Here is a 22922-nt window from a genome sequence, read left to right on the forward strand (position 1 = left end):
AGAAGAGCGACTTTTTTTCATAAAATCCGGTCTAATAATCCATACTAAGGTATCAATCTTTGAATGGGGAATTGAGGATTATATATGAAAAAAATAGGTGTACTGATTTTAACTGTAGTTTGTTGTATATGGCTTAATCCCGAAATTAGCATAGCGCTTTCGAATGATCCACCAGATTTACTGATTACAGAGATTTCTGCGCAGGGAAAAACGTATGAATATATCGAAATCTATAATAATACAGACGTACCAATCGATTTACATGACTACAATCTGCGATACCTCTCTATGAATAAATCGATGCAAGTATGGGATATAAAAGAATCAACTTTTATAGAGCCAAAATCTACGAAAATCATTTGGATTAAAAATGCTGCCAGCAAAGATGAGTTTAATTTTAAGGATTTCAAACGCCATTTTCATGCCTCAGTGGATCATAAACAACTGATTCGCCTGGAAGGTAACTTACACAATAGCAGCAAAAATACGGTTGTTCTGGCAACTGATACAGGAGCGGTTATTTCATATGTATCCTACGATAAGGGACTCATCCATTATAAGCAGGATATGGGGGCAAAAAAATTAAAACAGGATAAACGGATTAAAGAGAATACACCCGGTCAAGTGAGTAATGAACAAGTCCCGTTAAATGCCAATAAGCAGACGGATACTACAAAGCCGATTGTCAGACCGGTGACCATGCCAAAAGAAGTCCCAGAGCGATCGGATGTCTCCATCGAGATTGAAATTGAGGATGAACATCTAATTAAGCGGGCAGAAATTTTTTATAAAAGAGGTCAGGATTCTGCTTTCACACAAGCAAATATGCTTATGAAAACGACGACTTCTTATCAATCAATTATATCTCGATACGATGTATATGGTTCTGTTCCAACCTTTGAGTATTATATAGAAATATCGGATGGACAGCATGTCATTAGATACCCCGAAAAAGGGACAAAGACGATAAAAATAGGGAATCCAGATATGTACAAACCCCTAAAGCCGGGGCTTTCTGTCCAAAAAAATACGATTTTAAAAGGTACAAAAAAGATACAGGTTCAAAAGGCAACAGCTGAGGAACAGATTAAGCTTACGGTTGATGGACAAAAATTGAAGACACAGAGGGTCTTGAGCCGTCCTGCTGCAATTGTGTTTGAAGGCCTTGGCATTGATGAAAGAAAGAAAAGTGCAGTTTACATGGGAGACCGTTTAATATCCAAATTAAAGCCTACAGCAGGATTATATCTTCCATATGAATTGTCAATTCCAATTGATGAACTCAAACCGGGCAAAAATACGATTTCCATCCACACAGGCACGAAGAAGGAAACATTTATGCCCGGAAGTACAGTTGAAGAAAAAGATGTCGACCGCTTTTCTATCAAGAATATAAAGCTGCTGATGGGTGATGGTACGATGATTCGCCCAATCAGTGTAAATTCAATCACGGGAGATGGTGATGAGAATCGAGAAAGCACTCGGGAAGCTCAGGAATGGAAGGTGGGTAATCAGGGAGTGTTAATCCTATCCTACGAATTTATCATCCCGGCAGCTATGTTCACAGCAGAGGAAGCAGAGATTGATACGATGGCTTATCAGGATGGAGTCCATAGTATTCAATCTAAAGGCACATCCATTCACCAGGCAGATGTTGTTTTTGATAATACAGCACCAAAGCTCCATGTAAAAACACCGCTGAATGGCAGAACCTATAAGGGAACATTCACCATTGATGCAAACCCCGAGGATGAGGTGACTTCAATAGCCTCCATTAAAGGCTATCTTGATGGTCGGGAAATCACTCTGCCATATACGACCTCTTCGGGCAGACTGTCTAAAGGGAAACACAAGGTAACCTTCATGTCAGTAGATGCAGCTGGGAATCGCAAAAAGGAAACGATTCATTTTAAGATTGTGGATGAAGCACCTATTATTATGAATCAAGCCATACCGCTTGATAATGATACAAAAGTATCTGTTCATCCGAAGCTAAGCGTGAAGGTAGAAGATCCAACTAATGATCAAATAGTGGCTAAGTTTTTCTCAGGCAATCGTTATGATTACACCTCCAAAGGGAGGAATCAATTAAAAGCATTTTCCAATATTGCAGATGAGGAACCGCCGCCCAACCAGACTTATCCGCGTGAAACAGGTATCTTAGCCAAGCAGGTAAAGCAGATAGCCAAAGCAGATAAGACTTATTGGGTGACTGCCTCAAATAAAGGATTTCCGTATCAGCGGTTTGAGATTTCACTGGATGAAACACCTGCGGAGATGAAAGAGGTTGAAGTAAAGTGGGTCGGGCATTCCTTACAGGGAAGAAAGGTCACTCTATATGCCTGGAACATACAAAAATCTAGATGGGATGCATTAGCGTATGGCTACGGCAATAAGGATTTTTCGTTGAAAGCTAGTGTCGAGACAGAGGCCTATTTAAAAAATCAAAAGCTGCAGGTCCTTGTGCAGGATCAAATTATTGGTGAAGTGAATCGTCCATTTAATTTGATCTGGATGTCAGATACCCAATATTATTCTGAATCATTCCCACATATTTTCCCAGTGATGACGAACTGGATTAGGATCCAAAATCAGCTCGGAAATGCAGAATACGTCATTCATACAGGGGATATTATTAATGTCAGATGGGATATGGAGCAATGGGATATCGCGGATAAGAGTATGGGCATTTTGGATGAACACCATGTTCCTTATGGGGTAGTGTCCGGGAATCATGATGTGGGAAACTTGGTACTGGATTATCGCAATTATGGTAAATACTTTGGCGAAAAAAGATTTAAGCATACATCCCATTACGGAGGTGGGATGGAAAATAACACGAATCACTATGATTTAGCTTCCTTTGGCGGGCATGATTTCCTCTTCCTGTATCTGGGCTGGGGTAAAGAAACCACGACTGCAACTCTGGATTGGGTTGATAAGGTATTAAACCAATACTCAGATAGAAATGTGGTGCTGGCGATCCATAATTATCTCGACCATAAAGGGAGAAGGACGTATAACGGTAATCAGGTCTTTAAAGAAATTGTTCGGAAATACGAGAATATTAAGCTGGTTCTTGCAGGGCATATTTCAGGGGCAAGCCGCAATGTAGCGACCATTCCTCTAAAGGGAAGCCCAACGAAATTCCGTAAGGTGTATGAAATGCTGGCCGACTATCAGAGCGGGCCGGAAGGTGGGGCTGGGTATATGCGGATGCTCCATTTTAATCCGGAGGCAAAGCAGTTATCAGTCAAAACGTATTCTCCTTACTTGGATGACTATAATTATTTTGAGCCTGAAGTCGATGAATTTACGATTGACCAAATGGAGCTGAACCCGATTCAGAAACAGGTGGCGACAGATTATATTGGCGTAAATGTGTATTCGAATACCATTTTGGGTGAAGATAAGGACGGAAGGAATCACGAGAAAGTACAAATCCGCCTAAAGGATCTAAAACACAAACACGATTATTTCTGGTATGTTGAAGTGAGCGACAGCTATGGAGGGCGGTCACGTTCTCCGGTTTGGAAATTTACGACTAAATAAAAAAACGATCTAATAAAAGATAAAAGGCAGTTGGAATTTCTTCAACTGCCTATGTTTGTTTGGTTGATAGTATCGAAATTGGAACTGGAAACGCTGAAATGGAGCATTGAAGAGCGGTCTTCCCAATTACGTGAGAATATGTGAGTGAAATCCTGTATTAATGCGCGAAATTAAGAATATCTGAGCGAAATAAAAATAATTGAGGTGTTTTTTTCACGAATGTGTGAGTTTTCATAGGATTGAGCGAAATTCCTTAACTGAGCGCCCTCACATTAACCATTATTAATAAAGAAAATCACCAAATCTCGTCTATAACCAAATAAAAATCATGATTCCTAATCCCGCATAATTTGTGTGAAAAGCTCTCAGAAACAGGCGTATCCATCCTTTGGAAATGGTTTCTTTATTGTGGATAGAGTTGATTATGTTTTTTTAGATTAAACAAGCTATAATAGAACCATGACCTTTAGGAAGAGGGAATAGAATGATAGAATATTCTCTGGAAAAATTAAACGAAGAAAAAGTATTTAAGGATCCGGTGCATCGCTATGTGCATGTGAATGACCGGGCCATTTGGGATTTAATTGATACAAAGGAATTCCAGCGTTTAAGGCGAATTAAACAGCTTGGAACCACTTATTTAACATTTCATGGGGCTGAACACAGCCGTTTTAATCACTCTCTTGGAGTATATGAGATTGTGAGAAGAATTGTGGATGGAGTATTTGCTAATAGACCGGAATGGAACCCAAAAGATCGTCTTCTTTCTTTATGTGCAGCGTTGCTCCATGACCTCGGGCATGGTCCTTTTTCACATGCCTTCGAAAAAGTCTTTGATTTGGACCACGAGGAATTCACAAGGAAGATTATTTTAGGGGATACTGAGGTTAATGCAATTTTAAAAAAGGTAGATGCCAGCTTTCCGAAAGAGGTAGCTGAAGTCATTGCCAAAACACATGCCAATAAATTGGTTGTCAGCTTAATCTCGAGTCAGCTTGATGCAGACCGGATGGACTACTTGTTACGGGATGCCTATTTTACTGGGGTGAGCTACGGCCAGTTTGATATGGAGCGGATTCTCCGAGTGATGAGACCGACGGAGGATCAGGTGGTTTTCAAGCAAAGCGGGATGCATGCTGTAGAAGACTACATTATGAGCCGCTATCAAATGTACTGGCAGGTTTATTTCCATCCAGTATCTCGAAGCGCAGAGGTGATTTTAACAAAAATCCTGCACCGCGCTAAAGATTTATATAAGAAAAATTATCGATTTAAACAGGAACCTCATCATTTTTCTTCTTTATTTACCCAGTCTGTGACCCTATATGATTATTTGAAATTAGACGATAGTGTTATGCTGTACTATTTTCAGTTATGGGGAGAGGAAGAGGATGGCATACTGAGTGATTTATGCACGAGGTTCATGAACCGGAATTTATTCCAGTATGTAGAATTCCTTCCATCATCCAGTGCAGAAATGAAAAAAGTGATGGAGCTTACTCAATTGTTCACAGCAGCCGGACTTGATCCGGAATATTATTTGGTGCTAGATTCTTCATCGGATTTACCATATGATTTTTATCGGCCTGGAGAAGAGGGAGAAAGGGTACCGATTTATCTGTTATCTAAAACGAAAGAACTTAAAGAGCTTTCCAGGCAATCAGATATCGTAGACGCGATTTCCGGGAAACGACGTACGGATCATAAACTGTACTTTCCTGCTGATATCTTAGAGGATGAAACGAATCATAAAGAAATAAAGGAAAAAATAAAAGAATTGCTTGATTGGGATTAATTGATACTGAAGGAGTGAAGAATGTTGTTGAAGGAGCATGCCAGAATTCTTTCAGCCATAGATGCAGCCGGGCATATTGGTGGGAGAAAAAAGCTTCAAAAGATGGTGTTTATCTCAAAAAAACTTGAATATCCTTTTCAGGAGAGATTTGAATTTCATTTTTATGGACCTTATTCAGAGGAATTAACGTTAAAAATAGAAGAACTTTGCAATTTAGGGCTTTTATCTGAAATAAAGGATAAGGAAAATGGCTATGTTCATTATGACTACTCTTTAACAGAGGCAGGCAAAGAATTTCTTTCTTTATACAGCAAAGACAATGAAAACGACGAGCTGGCTGCATGTGTAAAGGGATTGAACAATCATAATGCACGTTTTCTTGAATTGGTTTCTACGATTTTTTATTTCGACCATTTATCCAAGGATGAGATTATTAAGAAAATCCAGGAGCTTAAGGCGAAGCAACAGTATTTGCCTGAGGAAATAGAGGAAGCCTTCAATTATGCAGCACAGCTTATTAAGGAAAATAAACCAATGTACGCAAATTAATTCTTTTTAAAAATGGATAAATAAAAAGAATGGAGCGTATTTGCTCCATTCGGCTCCTTTTATCCCGTTGGCTCCCACTTAAAAACGAAAGTCGGGTCCAATACTAGTTAATTGAATCAATAATGTTCCGTGGGGATGAAGATGCGCAACCGAACAAAAATTATTGATCGCTGGCGCGTACACCGCCAACCGCATAATGAGATTTAGTCATTTCTTCAATAAACACCGTAATTCTTTCTTTTGGTGCTCCTGTTGTTTCAGAAACTGCTTCAGTTACTTTTTCACATAAGGCCTTTTTTTGTTCTTCAGTGCGGCCCTCTAACATTTTAACGGTTACATACGGCATATAATGTCCTCCTCATTTGTAAAACAAGTGATTATGTTGATAGTTTTTCATAATCGCCGGTGGAAAGCAAGTGGTGAAAAGCAGAATGGAAGGTTGAACCTAACTGATAAGGTTTTATATTAAGGAAAAGGGGGATGTTTTGGTGTTTGATTTTCAAAGCATACTGGTCAATTTACCATATACACTTGTAACTCTCGCCATTGCGTTTACTGTTCATGAATATGCACATGCCTATGCGGCCTATAAATTTGGAGATATGACTGCAAAAAATCAGGGACGGCTGACATTAAATCCGCTTCGGCACATTGATCCATTAGGCGCGATTTTTATTATACTGGTCGGATTCGGTTGGGCAAAACCTGTACCGGTCAATCGCTTTTTCTTTAAAAATCCACGGATGAACAGTATTGTTGTTTCAGTGGTAGGTCCTTTGAGTAATCTTGTGCTGGCTTTTATTGGTGTCCTATTGATATATATCATAAGCATCGCTGGATTTAATTTACCTGAGTTTATTTACACGTTTTTAAAAATTTTTATCCGCTTGAATGTCGTGCTGTTTGTATTTAATTTATTGCCATTCCCTCCACTTGATGGGTATCGTATTATTGAGGATCTCGTTCCGGCTGATATACGTCCAAAAATGACACAGTATGAACAATATGGAGCGTTGATTTTCCTTATCCTGGTGATTACACCGCTTGGTAATTACACAATCGATCCAATCATTTATAAATTAGTACCAGCGATTGAGCAATTCTTAGTTTCAATATTTGTATAAAGGGAGGCTTCTACATACCCATGAGTCAAGATAAGAAAAAACCAACTTTTAATATCATCAAAAACGACCCTACTGATGGCCATAAAGGCTTTGGAATGGGGGCGTTGAGCCTGGAAAATGTTTCACCTGTCATTATTGATGTGGAGGCAGGCGAAGCATTTGTCGATATTGGTGCTATGCATGCAAGGAGTGCTATTGAAAGACGAATCAAATTTTTACCGAATAAAGAGGAAGTACCAAACGGAAAGCCATATTGGCTGGTTTGGGTTACAATCGAACAGACGAAACAGGGAGCCTATTATGCGGGTGTGACGGCATGTGAAATGACGGTTGATGAGGAGATTCGCCGCGGCTATAAATCATTGCCAGAGCATGTGAATCGCATGGATAAATCATTGAAAAGACATATTATCGTTGAGCATATGGATGAACCTTCAAAAATCATCTTAGCTAACTTCCTGAAAAAGCATAATGAAGAGCTTTGGCAAAACTCCCCTGATGAATTGAAGGAAAAGCTGAACGCTAACTAATATTGACAAAAACGTGAAATTTATGGATTTTTTTGTAAGTTAATTCAGCATATTACTTGTCGGTTTTCAGTAAAAAAAGTACACTAAAAACAGTGTGCAAGCACGTAGAGCTAGGACGCAAAAATCCCCAAACCGTTAATGGTTTGGGGATTTTTGTTTTCTTACATGGGTCGGATTGTTTAAAGTTTTCCAAATGGCCACACTCTCTTGTACCACGGATCATGTGACTTTTCTTTATTCTTTTCATCAGAAGGGGCTGGGTCGCTTCCCCTGTGATCATGGCAATACTGTTTCGGCTCGGTTCCTTTTTTATAATAAGTAAGGCGTTTAACCGGGCAGGCTCCATGTGCAAGCAAGCCGCTTTCAGGATCAATTTCTACTGCAACAATATTTTTCGGCTGTTTAAACTCTTTAACAGGCTCATCCTCTAGGGATTGCTCCATAAAGCTCGCCCAAATTTCCTTGGCCGCGATTTTATCTTGCTTGGTTTCGATTTTCTGAGAACGATCATATCCGGTCCAAACACCTGTTGTAAGCTGTGGAGTATAGCCAATCATCCAGCTATCATATTCAGTTGAACCTGATTTTCCGGCATAGGGCCTTGAAAGCTTAGGGGCAATCGAGGCACCTGTCACGGATGCGTAACCATTTAGCTTTTTATCGAACACACCTGTCAGCATTTGTGTCATGACATAGGCGTCCTCTTGCTTCAGTACGGCTGTCCGTTCTAATTTTTTCTGATATAGAACCTCGCCGTCACGCCCTGTAACCTTAGTGATAAAGTAAGGTTTAACCTTTTTCCCTCCGTTGGCAAATAAGTTATAGGCATTAGTCATCTCCAAAGGTTTAACTCCGGACGTTCCAAGCGCCAGTGAAGGAACCTTGGCCATAGGAGTGGTTAATCCAAATCGCTTTACAGCCTTAACCAGTTCATCCTCTCCAAGGAACAGATGTGTTTTGACGGCAAATATATTATCTGAAACTGCCAGGGCCTGAGCCAGTGTAATCGATTCATTGGCATAACGGTTATTAAAATTATGGGGTGTATATTCTTCTTTTCCTCCATCAAATGAAAAGGTGGTCACTTCACTTCGTAAGGTCGTCGATGGTGTGAATCCTTTTTCCAAAGCTGTGTAATATAGCAGCGGCTTAATCGTGGAACCGGGCTGTCTAAGTGCATGGGTCGCACGATTGAATGAGCTATGCTCATAATTGGTTCCACCAATCAATGCTTTCACCATACCGTTATGGGGATTCATTGCAATTAAAGCTGCCTGAAACTCGCCTCCCGGCTGTACATGCTTGGCAATAGCCTCTTCAGCAATGGCTTGCTGATTGGAATTGAAGGTTGTATACACCTTTAATCCCCCTTGCCGGATCAGCTCCTCATTCCCCTTTAACACATGGCGTAACTCTTGATTGACCGCATCCAGAAAATAGGGTGCCTCCTGTTTTTTCTCTGTAATCAGGGAACCGTAAATGGGTAAGCGGTCGGCTAATGCCATTGTTTCTTTTGCCTGTTCTGCACTAAGCTGACTGGTTTCCTTTAAAGAGTTGAGGACAATAGCCTGCCGTTCCTTCGCATTCTTCTTTGATAAAAGTGGTGAATAAATGCCTGGACCCTTTGGAATGCCGGCAAGCAGGCTTGCTTCGGCCAAGGATAAATCTTTGGCATCCTTATGAAAATAATAGTGGCTAGCAGCCTGTATACCGTACATTCCATGCCCGTAATAAATCGTATTTAAATAACCTTCGAGAATCTCATCTTTACTGAAATGGTCTTCAATCCGAAGAGTGTAGAGAGCTTCCTTAGCCTTTCGTGACCAGGTTTTTTCCGAGCCAAGGAAGAGGTTCTTGGCATACTGCTGAGTGATTGTACTGGCTCCCTGGACCTTGGCCATCGCAATCGTATCAGATACAATTGCCCCTAAAATTCTTTTTGTATCAAACCCGTTATGATGATAAAAATTTCGATCCTCAACTGCCAGAGTAGATTGTACTAGATAAGGTGATATCTCACTGAGAGGTACCCAATACCGCCTCTCGGCCCCGTGGCTTTCCGTAAATGTACTTAAATCATCAGCTAAATATTGGGTGGTTTGCGGGACGGATATGGCTGGAGGTCCGGCAAGCTTTACAATAAGTAGGACAGTAACAAACCCAATCACTCCAAATGTAGCAATCAGCGACCCGATAAATATGAGGGCTCGTTTATAGGCAAGTAATTTCCTTCTTCTAAGTCTGCTTGGAGACACATGTCTTCCCCCTGATCTGTTGTGAAATTATTCATATTAGTAGTATGAAAATAAACCAACATTTTTAAACGTAAAACAGACATAGAAACGATAATATTGGAAATACGGGAAAATCTTTACTTTTCTATAAGAATGCACTATACTCTTCTAAGTTTAATAGATAGTGAATGCTAATTGGGCCGCTGAAACTGAAACAAGAAAAGAGGTTCATCATGGGTATTTGGTTCACGGAGAAGCAAACAGATCATTTTGGAATCACCATGAAGATAAGTCGTACCTTGCATACAGAACAAACAGACTTTCAAAAACTGGATATTGTAGAGACAGATGAGTGGGGTAAGATGCTGCTGCTTGATGATATGGTGATGACATCTGTGAAAGATGAATTTGTCTATCATGAGATGGTAGCCCACGTTCCACTGCATACGCATCCTAATCCAGAGCATGTCCTCGTTGTAGGCGGTGGGGATGGTGGTGTAATCCGTGAAGTGCTTAAGCATGAGAATGTAAAAAAAGCTACTTTGGTAGAGATTGATGGCAGAGTCATTGAGTATTCAAAACAGTTTTTACCAGAAATTGCGGGGAGTCTGTCCAATCATCGGGTCGAAGTGCTGGTTGATGATGGATTTATGCATATTGCCAATAGCGAAAATAAATATGATGTTATTATCGTAGATTCTACAGAGCCGGTTGGACCGGCCGTAAATTTGTTTACGAAGGGCTTCTATGCAGGAATCTATCAAGCATTGAAGGAAGAGGGTATCTTTGTTGCCCAAACGGATAACCCTTGGTTTAAAGCGGATTTAATTCAATCGGTCTTTAAGGATGTAAAGGAGATTTTTCCAATTACCGGCCTGTATACGGCTAATATCCCAACCTATCCGAGCGGTTTATGGACCTTTACAATTGGTTCAAAAAAACACCATCCTTTAGAGATTTGTGATGATAGATTCATTGAAATGGAAACAAAGTATTATACAAGGGAGCTTCATAAGGCGGCCTTTGTGCTGCCTAAATTTGTAGCTGATCTTTTAAAATAAAAAGTAATGAACATATAGATGAGGATTAAAGGAGTGCAGATTATGAGATTTGATGAAGCCTATTCCGGTAAAGTTTTTATAGGAAGTCATCCCGATTTTAAAGATTCAGAGGCGGTTCTCTACGGAATGCCAATGGATTGGACAGTTAGCTTCCGTCCTGGATCCAGGTTTGGCCCAGCGCGTATACGAGAAGTATCCCTTGGTTTGGAAGAATATAGCCCTTATATCGATCGACATTTAGAGGCTGTTAAGTTTTTTGATGCGGGCGATATTCCGCTCCCTTTTGGAAATCCGCAAAGAAGCATTGATATGATTGAAGTGTACATTGAAACCCTGTTGGCGGAAGGGAAATTCCCGCTTGGCATGGGTGGTGAGCACCTCGTTACATGGCCGATTATAAAAGCATTTCATAAGAAGTATGAAGATTTGGCTATTATCCATTTTGATGCTCATGCAGATTTGAGAGAAGAGTATGAAGGCGAGCCGCTTTCCCATTCAACGCCAATTCGGAAGATTTGTAATCTGATTGGTGCAGAGAATGTCTATTCTTTCGGCATTCGTTCAGGCATGAGGGAAGAGTTTCAATTTGCCAAGGATTCCGGAATGCATATGTATAAATTTGATGTGGCTGAGCCATTAAAAAAAGTGCTGCCCACCCTTGCCGGGCGAAATGTGTATGTCACCATTGACATTGATGTACTTGACCCAGCACATGCACCGGGTACGGGAACTGCTGAAGCAGGAGGTATTACATCTAAAGAAATGCTTGAGGCCATTACAGCTATTTCAAACTCTGGCGTAAATGTGGTGGGAGCAGATCTTGTAGAAGTCGCTCCTGCGTATGATTCCTCTGAACAAACGCAAATTGCTGCAGCCAAATTTATTCGCGAAATTCTTTTAGGCTGGGTAAATAAACGCCTATAATTGAATAAGACTAGCAATCCCCTGTCTATGATAGTAGAGCAAGGGGATTTTTTTTAGAAAAAAAGATTCGGACAAGTTGCCAGAGAGTTTTTCTTTACCTTATACTTGTATGATTGAGTAAAATAATCGATTCCAGGGGGAATTCATTAAATGACCGAGGAAAAAAGTAACGCACCCATAGAGGTCATGGTACGGCTAAAGACGCATATCCAATATGTTGACGATGAAGAGAACATCGAGCTAATTACATTTGGCACGTTGCATCACATGCCAAATGCCACATATATCCGCTATATTGAGCACGTTGAAAACAATGGGAAGATCAACACAACTGTTAAATATGACGGGGATGAAATGCTAATTATTAGAAGCGGCGCGGTTAAAATGAGACAGCTTTACAAAATTGGCACAGAAACCAGCGGCTCTTATGAAAGCATTCATGGTACACTGGATTTAACGACACGTACAAATAAGCTGGAGCATACCGTCCATCCGGAAACGAAGGAAGAGATTTTCCATGTTTCCTACAACCTATTTTTACAACAAGAGAATGTGGGCAACTACTCACTTACATTGACGGTCAAGGAGGAAAAGAAAAGATGAACATCGTAACAGAGATTCAGGATCAGATTAAAGAAGAGATTAAGCAGGCAGTAATTAGGGCTGGATTAGCGGAAGAAGCAGCGATTCCAAGTGTAATTCTTGAATTGCCAAAGGATAAAACACATGGGGATTATTCTACTAATATGGCTATGCAGCTTACTCGTATTGCTAAGAAGGCCCCTCGGACAATAGCAGAGGAAATTATTAATCATTTTGATACTTCAAAGGCATCCATTGAAAAAATTGAGATTGCCGGACCGGGATTCATCAATTTTTATTTAAATAACGGATACTTAACAAATCTGATTCCTGCTATTTTGGAGTCAGGTGAAGCTTATGGGGAATCCAATGTAGGTGGAGGAGAAAAAATTCAGGTTGAGTTTGTTTCTGCGAATCCAACAGGAGATCTTCACTTAGGACATGCCCGCGGTGCAGCAGTTGGGGATTCTTTATCCAATATCCTGGCTAAAGCTGGCTGGGATGTATCTCGTGAATACTACATTAATGATGCGGGTAACCAAATCAATAATCTGGCATATTCCGTTGAAGCTCGCTATTTACAGGCGCTTGGAATGGAGAAAGAAATGCCTGCAGATGGCTATCATGGAGAAGACATTATCAATATCGGTAAACGTATGGCTGAAGAATTTGGCGATAAATATGTAAATGCCGATGAAGAAGAGCGCTTTAAATTTTTCCGCGAGTACGGTTTGAAATATGAAATGGAAAAATTGAAAAAAGACCTTGAGAGCTTCCGTGTCCCATTTGATGTATGGTTCTCTGAAACATCTCTTTATGAAGATGGCAAAATTATGCCTGCATTGGAGCTGTTAAGAGAAAAAGGATATATCTATGAGATGGATGGAGCTACCTGGTTCAAATCTACTGATTTTGGCGATGATAAAGACCGTGTATTAATTAAGAATGATGGTTCATACACCTATCTCCTACCAGACATCGCATACCATAAAAATAAGCTGGAACGCGGATTTGAAAAATTAATCAACATTTGGGGAGCAGACCATCATGGGTATATTCCTCGTATGCAAGCAGCGATTCAGGCGATGGGTTACGGAAAAGATACGTTGGAGGTAGAAATCATCCAGCTTGTTCACCTGTTTAAAAATGGCGAGAAAATGAAAATGTCTAAGCGTACAGGAAAAGCTGTCACAATGAGAGATTTGATGGAGGAAGTTGGTTTAGATGCCGTGCGTTATTTCTTTGCGATGAGAAGTGCGGACACGCATATGGACTTTGACCTTGACTTAGCTGTCTCCGAATCCAATGATAATCCAGTTTACTACGCTCAATATGCACATGCTCGTATTTGCAGTATCCTTCGTCAGGGAGCTGAAGTGGGTATTACATTGGAAGGGGACGCAGAGCTTAGCCGATTGGGTTCTGAAAAAGAAATTGACCTTCTGAAGAAACTTGGTGAATTCCCACAAGCGGTTGCCGAAGCAGCTCAAAAACGTATGCCGCACCGAATCACGAATTATATTTTTGATCTGGCTTCCACATTCCATAGCTTCTATAATGCTGATAAAGTATTAGATCAGGAAGAGCCTGAAAGAAGTAAAGCTAGACTTGCTCTTGTTCAGGCAACAAAAATTACATTGGCTAATGCATTAAAACTAATTGGTGTATCTGCTCCAGAAAAAATGTAATCTCATACTAATAAAATGCCCACACCTTAAGAGAGGTGTGGGTTGTTTTTGTTAGGGTAGAAACAGAATGCTAACAAATATTATCTTATCCTGATGCTTCCGCCGCTAATTCGATTGATTCCTCTTAATGAAGATAAATCCTCAATCAGCTTCATCATCGCGATATCCTTATTTTTAGCCTCGATTATGAAATCAATTTCAGGAATCCCTATTTGTTTCAGCATTTGGATAAATGGCATGATAAAGTCAACATCGACGTTGGCTGCGTGTGCGCGAATTTCAGGCTCCGAACGGGGAGAAGAAATATGGATTTTAGGCTTCCAGCCTCTTAATTCCCATGTCAGAAGAATGCGGGGCAGCAATTTTTCCAATGGAGTAATAGAAGGATTTGCCACGTGATGATGGTAATCAAATAAAAGTGGGATATCCTCATGCTCACAAACCTGCAGAGTCTCTTCGGTTGTATAAGTTTTATCATCATTCTCGAGCGTCATGCGCTGCTTGATAGATTTCGGGATTTTTTGGCTGTTGGCATAAAACCGTTGAATGGCCAATTGTTTATTTCCGTATGACCCGCCAACATGGATATTAATGAGCGCTTGGTCCGGCATCCCCATAGCCTCCAGCATTTTATAATGGTAAATCATATCTTCAACTGCTTTATCCGTCACATCATCATTAGGAGAGGTGAATAGTGTAAAGGCATTCGGATGGAAGCTGACACGGAGCTTGTACTTCCGTACCAGTTTGCCAATCTCAGCCCAATCTTTTTTAAATGGTGTAATAAAATCCCACATAACATCGGGGTGAGTTGCAAGCGGTACAATTGAGCTTGAGAAACGATAGATCGGTATTTCGTGTGCAATATTATAATGGAGAATTCGTTTGGTGGTTTCGATATTTTGTTTAGTAATTGTGAGTAATCGCTCGATTTGCTCTTCTTGAGATAATCCGCTCCAACGTGTATAGGTGATGGTTTTGGAGGGGGTTGAATTCCAAAGATTTAAGGCAGTGGATACATATCCAAATCGAATATCCATAAATAAAGGCCTCTCTTTTCCATGTTTTTAAGTATTAGCTGTTTAGTAAGCAAAGGGGTAGGGTATTGGTTTAAAACTGTAAAATAATTCCTATATGTAGATTGGAAATGCATCAATTTATACCTCAAGTAGTTCCTCTAACCAGTATGTACTCATCTTAGTATGACTAAAAATATAAAAATAAATCTCAAATGATCTATTCGACAAACTAGATTATATTTACCATGTTTTAATAATTAATCTAAAATATGTAAGTTATTGATTGACTGAATGCTCATTCATTATATAAAATATAGTTATACTATATTGGGTTTAGTGTCGTTTTATGTTGGAGGTAACTTTTAAATCATGCTTTCAGTAGCAAAAGGGGGAAGACGGGGATGGAGATGAATGGTCTTCTATGGATCAACTTAGTTGCGGCTGTTATTGTAACCGCTTACGCAGGTTGGCTGTTCACGTATCTGATTAGAACAAGGATTGCCTATATTAAACTCGGTAAGAAAACAGAGTTTGATAATGACGTAAAGAAGAGGCTGGAAAAGATTTGGGTATTTGTGTTTGGACAGAAGAAATTACTGAAGGATAAGAAAAGCGGAACGATGCATGTACTCTTCTTTTATGGGTTTATCCTTGTCCAATTTGGAGCGATTGACCTGATTTGGAAAGGGATTAAACCGGGATCTCATTTGCCATTGGGACCTATATATCCGATTTTCACCTTCTTCCAGGAGATAGTTGTACTGCTGGTACTGGTGGCTGTTGTTTGGGCATTCTATCGCCGTTATATTGAGAAGCTTGTTCGGCTTAAAAGGGGATTTAAAGCCGGGCTAGTCCTGATCTTTATCGGAGGATTAATGCTGGCAACGCTTGTAGCGAACGGGGCTGCTATTATATGGCATGGCGGTGAACTTCATTGGTCAGAGCCTATTGCTTCTACGATTGCGATGGCGCTTGGCTGGATGAATGAGACAGCTGCCATAGCTGTATTCTATGTGGCCTGGTGGATACACTTACTTTTCATTTTGACGTTCTTGGTATATATCCCGCAATCGAAACACGCACATTTAATTGCCGGACCAGCCAATGTTTATTTGCACAGATTAACTCCGCCAAAATTGAAGAAAATTGATTTTGAGGATGAAACACAGGAGACATATGGAGCAGGAAAGATTCAGGACTTTACGGATCTGCAGCTCGTCGATTTATATGCATGCGTGGAGTGCGGCCGTTGCACCAATATGTGTCCGGCGACCGGGACAGGAAAAATGCTTTCACCAATGGATGTTTTAATTAAAATGCGTGACCATTTAACATTTACGGGAGCTGCAGTTACAAGGAAAGAGCCGTGGGTTCCGGGATTCGTATTCAGCAATACGAAAGGCAATCAAATCGCGTTGGCTTCACAGGGTGCAGGTGCTGCGGAGTCTGCGGCAGCAAGCGAAGTGTACAATCCAGCCTTGGTGGGTGAAGTGATTACAGAGGAAGAGCTTTGGGCATGCACAACATGCCGTAACTGTGAGGATCAGTGTCCGGTTATGAATGAGCATGTTGGAACTATTATTGATATGCGTCGCTTTCTTGTATTAACGGAAGGTAAAGTACCAGCTGATGCTCAGCGCGCGATGCAAAATATTGAACGTCAGGGAAATCCTTGGGGATTGAACCGGAAAGAGCGTGAAGATTGGCGTGAAGCTCGTGAGGATGTAGTCGTACCAACCGTGAAGGAAATGAAGAAATCCGGTGAAGAGTTTGAATACCTATTCTGGGTTGGCTCTATGGGATCCTATGATAACCGTTCACAAAAAATCGCTTTATCGTTTGCGAAACTTTTAAATGAAGCTGGCGTTAAATTTGCGATTCTCGGTAATAAGGAGAAAAACTCCGGAGATACACCGCGTCGTCTTGGAAACGAATTCTTGTTCCAGGAGCTGGCTACGAAGAATATTGAAGAGTTCGAAAAAAATGAGGTCAAAAAGATTGTTACAATCGATCCGCATGCTTTCAATATCTTCAAAAATGAATATCCAGACTTCGGCTTACAGGCAGAGGTTTATCACCATACACAGGTGCTGGCTGATCTAGTGAAGGAAGGAAGATTAAAACCAACTCATGCCGTTAATGAAAAAATTACGTTCCATGATTCTTGCTACTTGGGAAGATACAACGATGTCTATGATGCACCGAGGGATATTTTAAAAGCAATTCCGGGAGCTTCATTTGTGGAGATTGAAAGAAACCGTGAAAATGGAATGTGCTGTGGAGCGGGTGGCGGCTTAATGTGGATGGAAGAGGAAACCGGTCACCGCATCAATGTTGCCCGTACGGAACAAGCCCTTGAGGTAAATCCGACAGTTATCAGTTCAGGCTGTCCGTATTGCTTAACTATGTTAAGTGATGGTACAAAGGCTAAGGAAGTTGAAGAAGAAGTTAAAACATACGATGTGGCAGAACTGCTTGAGAAAGCGGTGTTTGGGGAACAAAGGGAGCTTGCATCTTAATTCTCACAGATATATGAAGGGGTTCATATAGTAATAGATGAGACAGAAACGGAAATTTACACAACTATTTGTTTTCGAAATATTGTGTAAATATTTCCGTTTCTTTCTTATTTACAGTAAAATACAAATATACCAAATTAAAGCGCTTACATATTTTCTGCCAACGACGAGCGAGCGTTCAGTCAATTAACCAAAGTATGAAATTTAAAAGCGGAGGGATAACGATGGGGAAAACCGTAATTATTGATGGAGCTAGGACGCCTTTTGGAAAATTTGGAGGAGCATTAAGCAGTTTAACAGCTTCAGAGTTAGGTGGAATAGCAATCAAAGAGGCTATAGAACGTTCGGGTGTTAACGGGGCAGATGTGAATGAAGTCATTATGGGCTGTGTATTACAGGGTGGCCAGGGTCAAATCGTTTCTCGTCAGGCCTCAAGACATGCTGGGCTGCCATGGTCAGTCAAGACAGAGACGATTAATAAAGTATGTGCATCCGGTTTACGAAGCGTCACACTCGCAGACCAAATCATTCGGCTTGGTGAAGAAGAAGTGATCGTGGCCGGCGGGATGGAATCAATGAGCAATGCTCCATACATTCTTCCAAAGGCTAGATGGGGAGCTCGTATGGGAGATACGCCGCTGGTCGATATGATGGTCCATGATGGTCTAACATGCAGCTTTACCGGTGTACATATGGGGTCTTACGGTAACAGTACATCCGAGGATCTGGAATTATCAAGAAGTGATCAGGATAACTGGGCTTATCAGAGCCATCAAAAGGCAATTCGGGCCATTGAATCCGGCTTTCTGCAGGAGGAAATCGTTCCAGTATCCGTCAAACAGCGTAAAGGTGATCCGGTTGTTGTGGAAATCGATGAAGCACCACGAAAAGATACAACAGTGGAGAAGCTGAGTTCTTTGAAACCGGCGTTTGATCGGGATGGAACGATAACGGCCGGAAACGCACCGGGGATTAATGACGGTGCTGGCGCACTTGTCTTAATGAGTGAGGATAAAGCAATCGATGAAGGATACAAGATTGGTGCCAGAATTATCGGCCATGCCGAAATTGCTGTGGAAGCAAAGGATTTCCCTAAAACTCCCGGCTTAGTCATAAATGAGCTGCTTAAGAAAACAGGAAAATCATTGGATGATATTGATTTATTTGAAGTGAATGAGGCATTTGCAGCGGTTGCCCTTGCGAGTGGCAAGCTTGCCAATCTTGATGCTGAAAAAGTGAATGTAAATGGTGGAGCGGTCGCCCTTGGCCATCCAATTGGAGCGAGTGGAGCGCGAATTATTCTCACCCTCATGTATGAACTGAAGAGACGTGGCGGCGGCATCGGGATTGCGTCAATCTGCAGCGGCGGCGGACAGGGAGATGCCATCATGATTGAAGTACCAAAGACAAAAGAATAAAAAACGGGGTGATGAGGGATGGAGATTAAAAAAATAATGGTTATCGGTGCGGGGCAAATGGGGTCTGGAATTGCTCAGGTTTGTGCGGTATCGGGTTTTGAAGTGTTTCTGCATGATTTAACTGAAGAGTTCGTAAAAAAGGGTCTGGTTACCATCGAAAATAATTTGTTAAGGCAAGTGGAAAAGGAGCGTTTAAGTGAACAGGCAAAAGTAGAAATCCTGGAAAGATTAACACCCTCAACTGAAATGAAAAATGCGGGTCAGGTTGACCTCATAATTGAAGCAGCTACAGAAAATATGGATATCAAAAAGAAATTATTTAAAGAGCTTGATGAGTTGGCATCTGCTCACGCGATTCTCGCTACGAATACCTCTTCCTTACCGATTACGGAAATTGCCTCAGCAACAAAACGGCCGGAGCAGGTAATAGGTATGCATTTTATGAATCCTGTGCCTGTCATGAAGCTTGTGGAGATCATTCGCGGTCTCGCAACTTCTGAAGAAGTATACAAAAGAATTGAAGAGACCGCTAAAGAGCTCGGAAAGATCCCCGTGGAGGTAAATGATTTTCCTGGCTTTGTTTCAAACCGTATACTCATGCCGATGATCAACGAGGCTATTTTCACTCTATATGAAGGGGTTGCTTCCAAGGAAGCCATTGATGAAGTGATGAAGCTGGGGATGAATCATCCTATGGGTCCGCTCCAGCTGGCTGACTTTATTGGGCTTGATACATGCTTGTACATTATGGAAACCTTGCATGAAGGTCTTGGAGATGACAAATATCGGCCATGTCCGCTGCTGCGTAAATATGTAAGTGCCGGTTGGCTTGGCAAGAAATCAGGCAGGGGATTTTACCAATACAACTAAGTTTGTCAAAAAGGAGGCTACCTGCAATGGAATTCACATTTACGGATGAGCAGCAAATGATGAGAAAAATGGTTCGTGAATTTGCCGTCAAGGAAATCGAACCGTTTGTACCAAAGATGGAAGCTGGAGTTTTTCCGAGGGAGATTGTATCCAAAATGGCGGAGCTTGGATTGATGGGGATTCCGATACCGGAGTCATACGGCGGGGCCGGAATGGATTATATCTCCTACATTACAGCGATACATGAAATATCGAAAATAAGTCCGACAGTCGGCGTGATTTTATCCGTCCATACATCTGTTGGAACCTACCCGATTTTGAATTTTGGCAATGAAGAACAAAAAATGGCGTATATCCCGAAGCTTGCAAGTGGCAAATATCTGGGTGCCTTCTGTTTAACTGAACCAAGTGCCGGATCGGATGCAGGCTCATTGAAATCGAGAGCTGTAAGAAAAAATGGGGAGTATATCGTCAATGGTTCAAAAATATTTATCACGAATGGCGGTGAGGCAGATGTCTATATTGTTTTTGCCTCCACGGATCCTTCTAAGGGAAATAAGGGAATCAGCGCCTTTATTGTAGACAAAGACACACCCGGACTTGTCATTGGCAAGGATGAAAATAAAATGGGCTTGCATGGATCGAGAACAGTTCAGCTCACCTTTGAGGATATGAGAGTACCGGCTGAGAATTTGCTTGGGGAAGAAGGACAGGGAATGTCCATCGCGCTGAATAACCTGAATACAGGGCGGATTGGGATTGCAGCACAGGCACTTGGAATTGCGGAAGGGGCTTTTCAGCATGCTGTCCAATATGCAAAGAATCGCAGCCAATTTGGGAAACCAATCTCTGCTCAGCAGGGAATAGGCTTTAAGCTCGCCGATATGGGGACAATGGTTGAGGCTTCAAAATTACTGGTTTATCAGGCAGCTGCTTTAAAAAGTTCGAATCAGCCATGTACAAAGGAGGCATCCATGGCAAAGCTGTTTGCCTCGCGTACGGCAGTTGAAGTGGCGACCGAAGCAATCCAGGTTTTTGGAGGCTATGGCTATACAGAGGAATACCCAGTGGAACGTTATTTTAGAGATGCAAAAGTGACAGAAATATACGAAGGTACAAGCGAAATCCAACGAATAGTAATCAGTAAGCATCTGATGGGCTAATAGAACAGGGGGAAATAGGAATGAATTTTAAATTATCAGAGGAACATGAAATGATTCGCAAAATGGTTAGGGACTTTGCCCGGAATGAAGTGGCACCGACAGCGGCCGAACGGGATGAAGAGGAGCGCTTTGACAGAGAAATCTTTAATAAAATGGCGGAGCTCGGGCTTACAGGAATTCCTTGGCCAGAGGAGTACGGTGGAATCGGCAGTGATTATGTAGCCTACTGCATTGCCATTGAAGAACTTTCGCGTGTATGTGCTTCAACAGGCGTTACGCTATCTGCTCATACATCGTTGGCTGGCTGGCCAATTTATAAATTTGGCAATGAAGAACAAAAGCAAAAATATTTAAGACCTATGGCGCAGGGAGAGAAAATTGGAGCTTATGGGCTAACGGAGCCGGGATCGGGATCAGACTCGGGAGCTATGAAAACAACTGCCCGTCTGGAAGAAGATCATTATATTTTAAATGGCTCTAAAATATTCATCACAAATGGGGGCGTGGCTGATACATATGTGGTCTTTGCATTGACAGATCCGTCTTCTAAACATAAAGGTACAAGCGCATTCATTGTGGAAAAGGATTTTCCTGGCTTTAGTGTTGGAAAAAAAGAAAAGAAACTCGGAATTCGTTCATCTCCAACAACAGAGATTATTTTTGAGGAGTGTAAAGTACCGAAGGAGAATCTATTAGGCAAAGAGGGAGAAGGATTCAAAATCGCCATGATGACCCTCGATGGAGGAAGAAATGGCATTGCTGCGCAGGCTGTTGGAATCGCTCAGGGAGCACTCGACGCTGCAGTTGATTATGCGAAGGAGCGAGTTCAATTTGGCAAACCAATTTCTGCCCAGCAGGGAGTAGGCTTTAAGCTTGCAGATATGGCAACCAGTATAGAGGCTTCAAGACTTTTAACCTATCAGGCTGCTTGGCTGGAATCCGAGGGACTTCCGTATGGAAAAGAGTCGGCTATGTCCAAATTATTTGCCGGCGATACAGCAATGAAGGTCACAACAGAAGCGGTACAGGTATTTGGCGGGTATGGATATACAAAGGATTATCCGGTTGAGCGCTATATGCGTGATGCGAAAATAACACAAATTTATGAAGGAACACAGGAAATCCAAAGACTTGTTATCTCAAGGATGCTCACCAAAGACTAATTTCAAATTTTTATAGGGTTCTTCCCGGCTATCTTATCCGGGGAGAATTGATTTTTAAAAGAAATACGTGTAGGTAAGGTGGGTGAAAGGGTGAAGAGAATCGTAGTCCATGCCTCGGTAAAGGATGAGAGGCTAGTGAAAAAACGCCGGGATGAGATGATCAAGGGGGCGGTATCCTTATTCATAGAGAAGGGCTACCACCGAACAACAACAAGGGAAATAGCAAAGGCAGCAGGATTCAGTATTGGAACACTCTATGAATATATCAGATCAAAGGATGATATTTTATATCTCGTTTGTGACAATATTTACGATGAGGTGAAGGACCGGCTCCAAAAAGCGCTTGAAGAAAGCGAGGGAACATTTGCCGGGCTGCGCTTAGGTATCGCTTATTATTTTAAAATTTGTGATGAGATGCAGGATGAAGTATTGGTGATGTACCAGGAAGCGAAATCATTGAGTAGGGTAGCACTACCTTATGTATTAAATAAAGAAAATGAAATGACGAAAATGTTTGAGGAACTCATTCAGACATGTGTGCAGCATGAGGAAATTGATTTAAGCCCGATACAAATTCACCTGCTTGCACATAACATCATTGTTCATGGCCAAATGTGGGCATTCAGGAGATGGGGACTCAGAAAAAGCTATACAATCGATCAATATATTGAAATGCAAATGCATCTTCTTTTAAGTGGTTTAGCCAATGGGGAAAACAGATAAGCAAAGGG

18 protein-coding genes are annotated in these 22922 nt (G+C 41.4%); 15 read left to right on the forward strand and 3 right to left on the reverse strand.

Features of this window, described 5'->3' with window-relative positions; genetic code table 11:
* Nucleotides 1-84: 84 nt before the first annotated feature.
* The 3 genes from AC4D4B_RS07425 (at nucleotide 85) to AC4D4B_RS07435 (ending at nucleotide 5896) form a co-directional block, all read left to right on the forward strand.
* Complete coding sequence (locus AC4D4B_RS07425; RefSeq protein ID WP_490999552.1) at nucleotides 85-3552, forward strand: lamin tail domain-containing metallophosphoesterase family protein; 3468 nt, start codon at nucleotides 85-87, stop codon at nucleotides 3550-3552.
* 484 nt (nucleotides 3553-4036) lie between these two features.
* Nucleotides 4037-5347 (forward strand): HD domain-containing protein, encoded by a 1311-nt coding sequence (locus AC4D4B_RS07430; protein ID WP_490999553.1) that lies wholly within the window; start codon nucleotides 4037-4039, stop codon nucleotides 5345-5347.
* Between the two features lie 24 nt (nucleotides 5348-5371).
* Complete coding sequence (locus tag AC4D4B_RS07435) at nucleotides 5372-5896, forward strand: YwgA family protein (RefSeq protein ID WP_490995206.1); 525 nt, start codon at nucleotides 5372-5374, stop codon at nucleotides 5894-5896.
* A 160-nt stretch (nucleotides 5897-6056) separates the two neighbouring features.
* Here AC4D4B_RS07435 and thmT read toward each other — a convergent pair whose 3' ends face one another.
* Entirely contained in the window at nucleotides 6057-6242 is a 186-nt protein-coding gene (gene thmT / locus AC4D4B_RS07440; protein WP_066109407.1) for a 2-hydroxymuconate tautomerase, read from the reverse strand.
* Nucleotides 6243-6381: 139 nt separating this feature from the next.
* Here thmT and AC4D4B_RS07445 point away from each other — a divergent pair, with 139 nt between their 5' ends.
* A complete protein-coding gene (locus AC4D4B_RS07445) occupies nucleotides 6382-7020 on the forward strand; it encodes a site-2 protease family protein (RefSeq protein WP_490999554.1) in 639 nt (212 codons plus the stop codon).
* A 20-nt stretch (nucleotides 7021-7040) separates the two neighbouring features.
* Nucleotides 7041-7550, forward strand: coding sequence for a YwhD family protein (locus AC4D4B_RS07450; protein ID WP_490995080.1), 510 nt, complete (start codon nucleotides 7041-7043; stop codon nucleotides 7548-7550).
* 179 nt (nucleotides 7551-7729) lie between these two features.
* On the opposite strand, the gene AC4D4B_RS07455 is transcribed toward AC4D4B_RS07450, so the two are convergent.
* Nucleotides 7730-9805 carry a transglycosylase domain-containing protein gene (locus AC4D4B_RS07455; RefSeq protein ID WP_490999555.1) on the reverse strand — a complete coding sequence of 692 codons (2076 nt, stop codon included), beginning with the start codon at nucleotides 9803-9805 and terminating at the stop codon, nucleotides 7730-7732.
* A gap of 212 nt (nucleotides 9806-10017) precedes the next feature.
* Between AC4D4B_RS07455 and speE the strand changes: the two genes are divergently transcribed.
* The 4 genes from speE (at nucleotide 10018) to argS (ending at nucleotide 14039) form a co-directional block, all read left to right on the forward strand.
* On the forward strand, nucleotides 10018-10845 hold the full coding sequence (speE, locus tag AC4D4B_RS07460) for a polyamine aminopropyltransferase (protein ID WP_490999556.1): 828 nt from the start codon (nucleotides 10018-10020) through the stop codon (nucleotides 10843-10845).
* A gap of 42 nt (nucleotides 10846-10887) precedes the next feature.
* On the forward strand, nucleotides 10888-11769 hold the full coding sequence (gene speB / locus AC4D4B_RS07465; protein WP_490999557.1) for an agmatinase: 882 nt from the start codon (nucleotides 10888-10890) through the stop codon (nucleotides 11767-11769).
* A gap of 150 nt (nucleotides 11770-11919) precedes the next feature.
* Nucleotides 11920-12372: a YwiB family protein gene (locus tag AC4D4B_RS07470; RefSeq protein WP_490999558.1), complete on the forward strand. Its 453-nt coding sequence runs from the start codon at nucleotides 11920-11922 to the stop codon at nucleotides 12370-12372.
* The gene (gene argS / locus AC4D4B_RS07475) at nucleotides 12369-14039 is read left to right on the forward strand and encodes an arginine--tRNA ligase (protein ID WP_490999559.1); all 1671 of its coding nucleotides are present in this window, start codon (nucleotides 12369-12371) and stop codon (nucleotides 14037-14039) included. The genes AC4D4B_RS07470 and argS overlap by 4 nt, the downstream gene beginning before the upstream one ends.
* Nucleotides 14040-14119: 80 nt before the next feature.
* On the opposite strand, the gene uvsE is transcribed toward argS, so the two are convergent.
* Complete coding sequence (uvsE, locus tag AC4D4B_RS07480) at nucleotides 14120-15079, reverse strand: UV DNA damage repair endonuclease UvsE (RefSeq protein WP_490999560.1); 960 nt, start codon at nucleotides 15077-15079, stop codon at nucleotides 14120-14122.
* Nucleotides 15080-15465: 386 nt separating this feature from the next.
* Here uvsE and AC4D4B_RS07485 point away from each other — a divergent pair, with 386 nt between their 5' ends.
* From AC4D4B_RS07485 to AC4D4B_RS07510, 6 genes are all read left to right on the forward strand, one after another.
* A complete protein-coding gene (locus AC4D4B_RS07485; protein ID WP_490999605.1) occupies nucleotides 15466-17577 on the forward strand; it encodes a (Fe-S)-binding protein in 2112 nt (703 codons plus the stop codon).
* 224 nt (nucleotides 17578-17801) lie between these two features.
* Nucleotides 17802-18995: an acetyl-CoA C-acetyltransferase gene (locus tag AC4D4B_RS07490; RefSeq protein WP_490999561.1), complete on the forward strand. Its 1194-nt coding sequence runs from the start codon at nucleotides 17802-17804 to the stop codon at nucleotides 18993-18995.
* An 18-nt stretch (nucleotides 18996-19013) separates the two neighbouring features.
* A complete protein-coding gene (locus AC4D4B_RS07495) occupies nucleotides 19014-19865 on the forward strand; it encodes a 3-hydroxybutyryl-CoA dehydrogenase (protein WP_490999562.1) in 852 nt (283 codons plus the stop codon).
* Between the two features lie 26 nt (nucleotides 19866-19891).
* Nucleotides 19892-21028 (forward strand): acyl-CoA dehydrogenase, encoded by a 1137-nt coding sequence (locus tag AC4D4B_RS07500; RefSeq protein ID WP_490999563.1) that lies wholly within the window; start codon nucleotides 19892-19894, stop codon nucleotides 21026-21028.
* A gap of 20 nt (nucleotides 21029-21048) precedes the next feature.
* Nucleotides 21049-22191 (forward strand): acyl-CoA dehydrogenase, encoded by a 1143-nt coding sequence (locus AC4D4B_RS07505; RefSeq protein WP_490995070.1) that lies wholly within the window; start codon nucleotides 21049-21051, stop codon nucleotides 22189-22191.
* Between the two features lie 90 nt (nucleotides 22192-22281).
* Nucleotides 22282-22914 carry a TetR/AcrR family transcriptional regulator gene (locus AC4D4B_RS07510; RefSeq protein WP_490999564.1) on the forward strand — a complete coding sequence of 211 codons (633 nt, stop codon included), beginning with the start codon at nucleotides 22282-22284 and terminating at the stop codon, nucleotides 22912-22914.
* Nucleotides 22915-22922: the final 8 nt, after the last annotated feature.

It is taken from the genome of Pradoshia sp. Z6_59 (assembly GCF_058267515.1).

What these genes read in the sequence shown, in the direction of transcription:
- AC4D4B_RS07430 (WP_490999553.1), top strand. Translation starts at nt 4,037, where the DNA reads ATGATAGAATATTCTCTGGAAAAATTAAACGAAGAAAAAGTATTTAAG.
- AC4D4B_RS07490 (WP_490999561.1), top strand. Translation starts at nt 17,802, where the DNA reads ATGGGGAAAACCGTAATTATTGATGGAGCTAGGACGCCTTTTGGAAAA.
- speB (WP_490999557.1), top strand. Translation starts at nt 10,888, where the DNA reads ATGAGATTTGATGAAGCCTATTCCGGTAAAGTTTTTATAGGAAGTCAT.
- argS (WP_490999559.1), top strand. Translation starts at nt 12,369, where the DNA reads ATGAACATCGTAACAGAGATTCAGGATCAGATTAAAGAAGAGATTAAG.
- AC4D4B_RS07495 (WP_490999562.1), top strand. Translation starts at nt 19,014, where the DNA reads ATGGAGATTAAAAAAATAATGGTTATCGGTGCGGGGCAAATGGGGTCT.
- AC4D4B_RS07470 (WP_490999558.1), top strand. Translation starts at nt 11,920, where the DNA reads ATGACCGAGGAAAAAAGTAACGCACCCATAGAGGTCATGGTACGGCTA.
- AC4D4B_RS07450 (WP_490995080.1), top strand. Translation starts at nt 7,041, where the DNA reads ATGAGTCAAGATAAGAAAAAACCAACTTTTAATATCATCAAAAACGAC.
- thmT (WP_066109407.1), bottom strand. Translation starts at nt 6,242, where the DNA reads ATGCCGTATGTAACCGTTAAAATGTTAGAGGGCCGCACTGAAGAACAA.
- AC4D4B_RS07500 (WP_490999563.1), top strand. Translation starts at nt 19,892, where the DNA reads ATGGAATTCACATTTACGGATGAGCAGCAAATGATGAGAAAAATGGTT.
- AC4D4B_RS07505 (WP_490995070.1), top strand. Translation starts at nt 21,049, where the DNA reads ATGAATTTTAAATTATCAGAGGAACATGAAATGATTCGCAAAATGGTT.
- uvsE (WP_490999560.1), bottom strand. Translation starts at nt 15,079, where the DNA reads ATGGATATTCGATTTGGATATGTATCCACTGCCTTAAATCTTTGGAAT.
- AC4D4B_RS07485 (WP_490999605.1), top strand. Translation starts at nt 15,466, where the DNA reads ATGAATGGTCTTCTATGGATCAACTTAGTTGCGGCTGTTATTGTAACC.
- AC4D4B_RS07425 (WP_490999552.1), top strand. Translation starts at nt 85, where the DNA reads ATGAAAAAAATAGGTGTACTGATTTTAACTGTAGTTTGTTGTATATGG.
- speE (WP_490999556.1), top strand. Translation starts at nt 10,018, where the DNA reads ATGGGTATTTGGTTCACGGAGAAGCAAACAGATCATTTTGGAATCACC.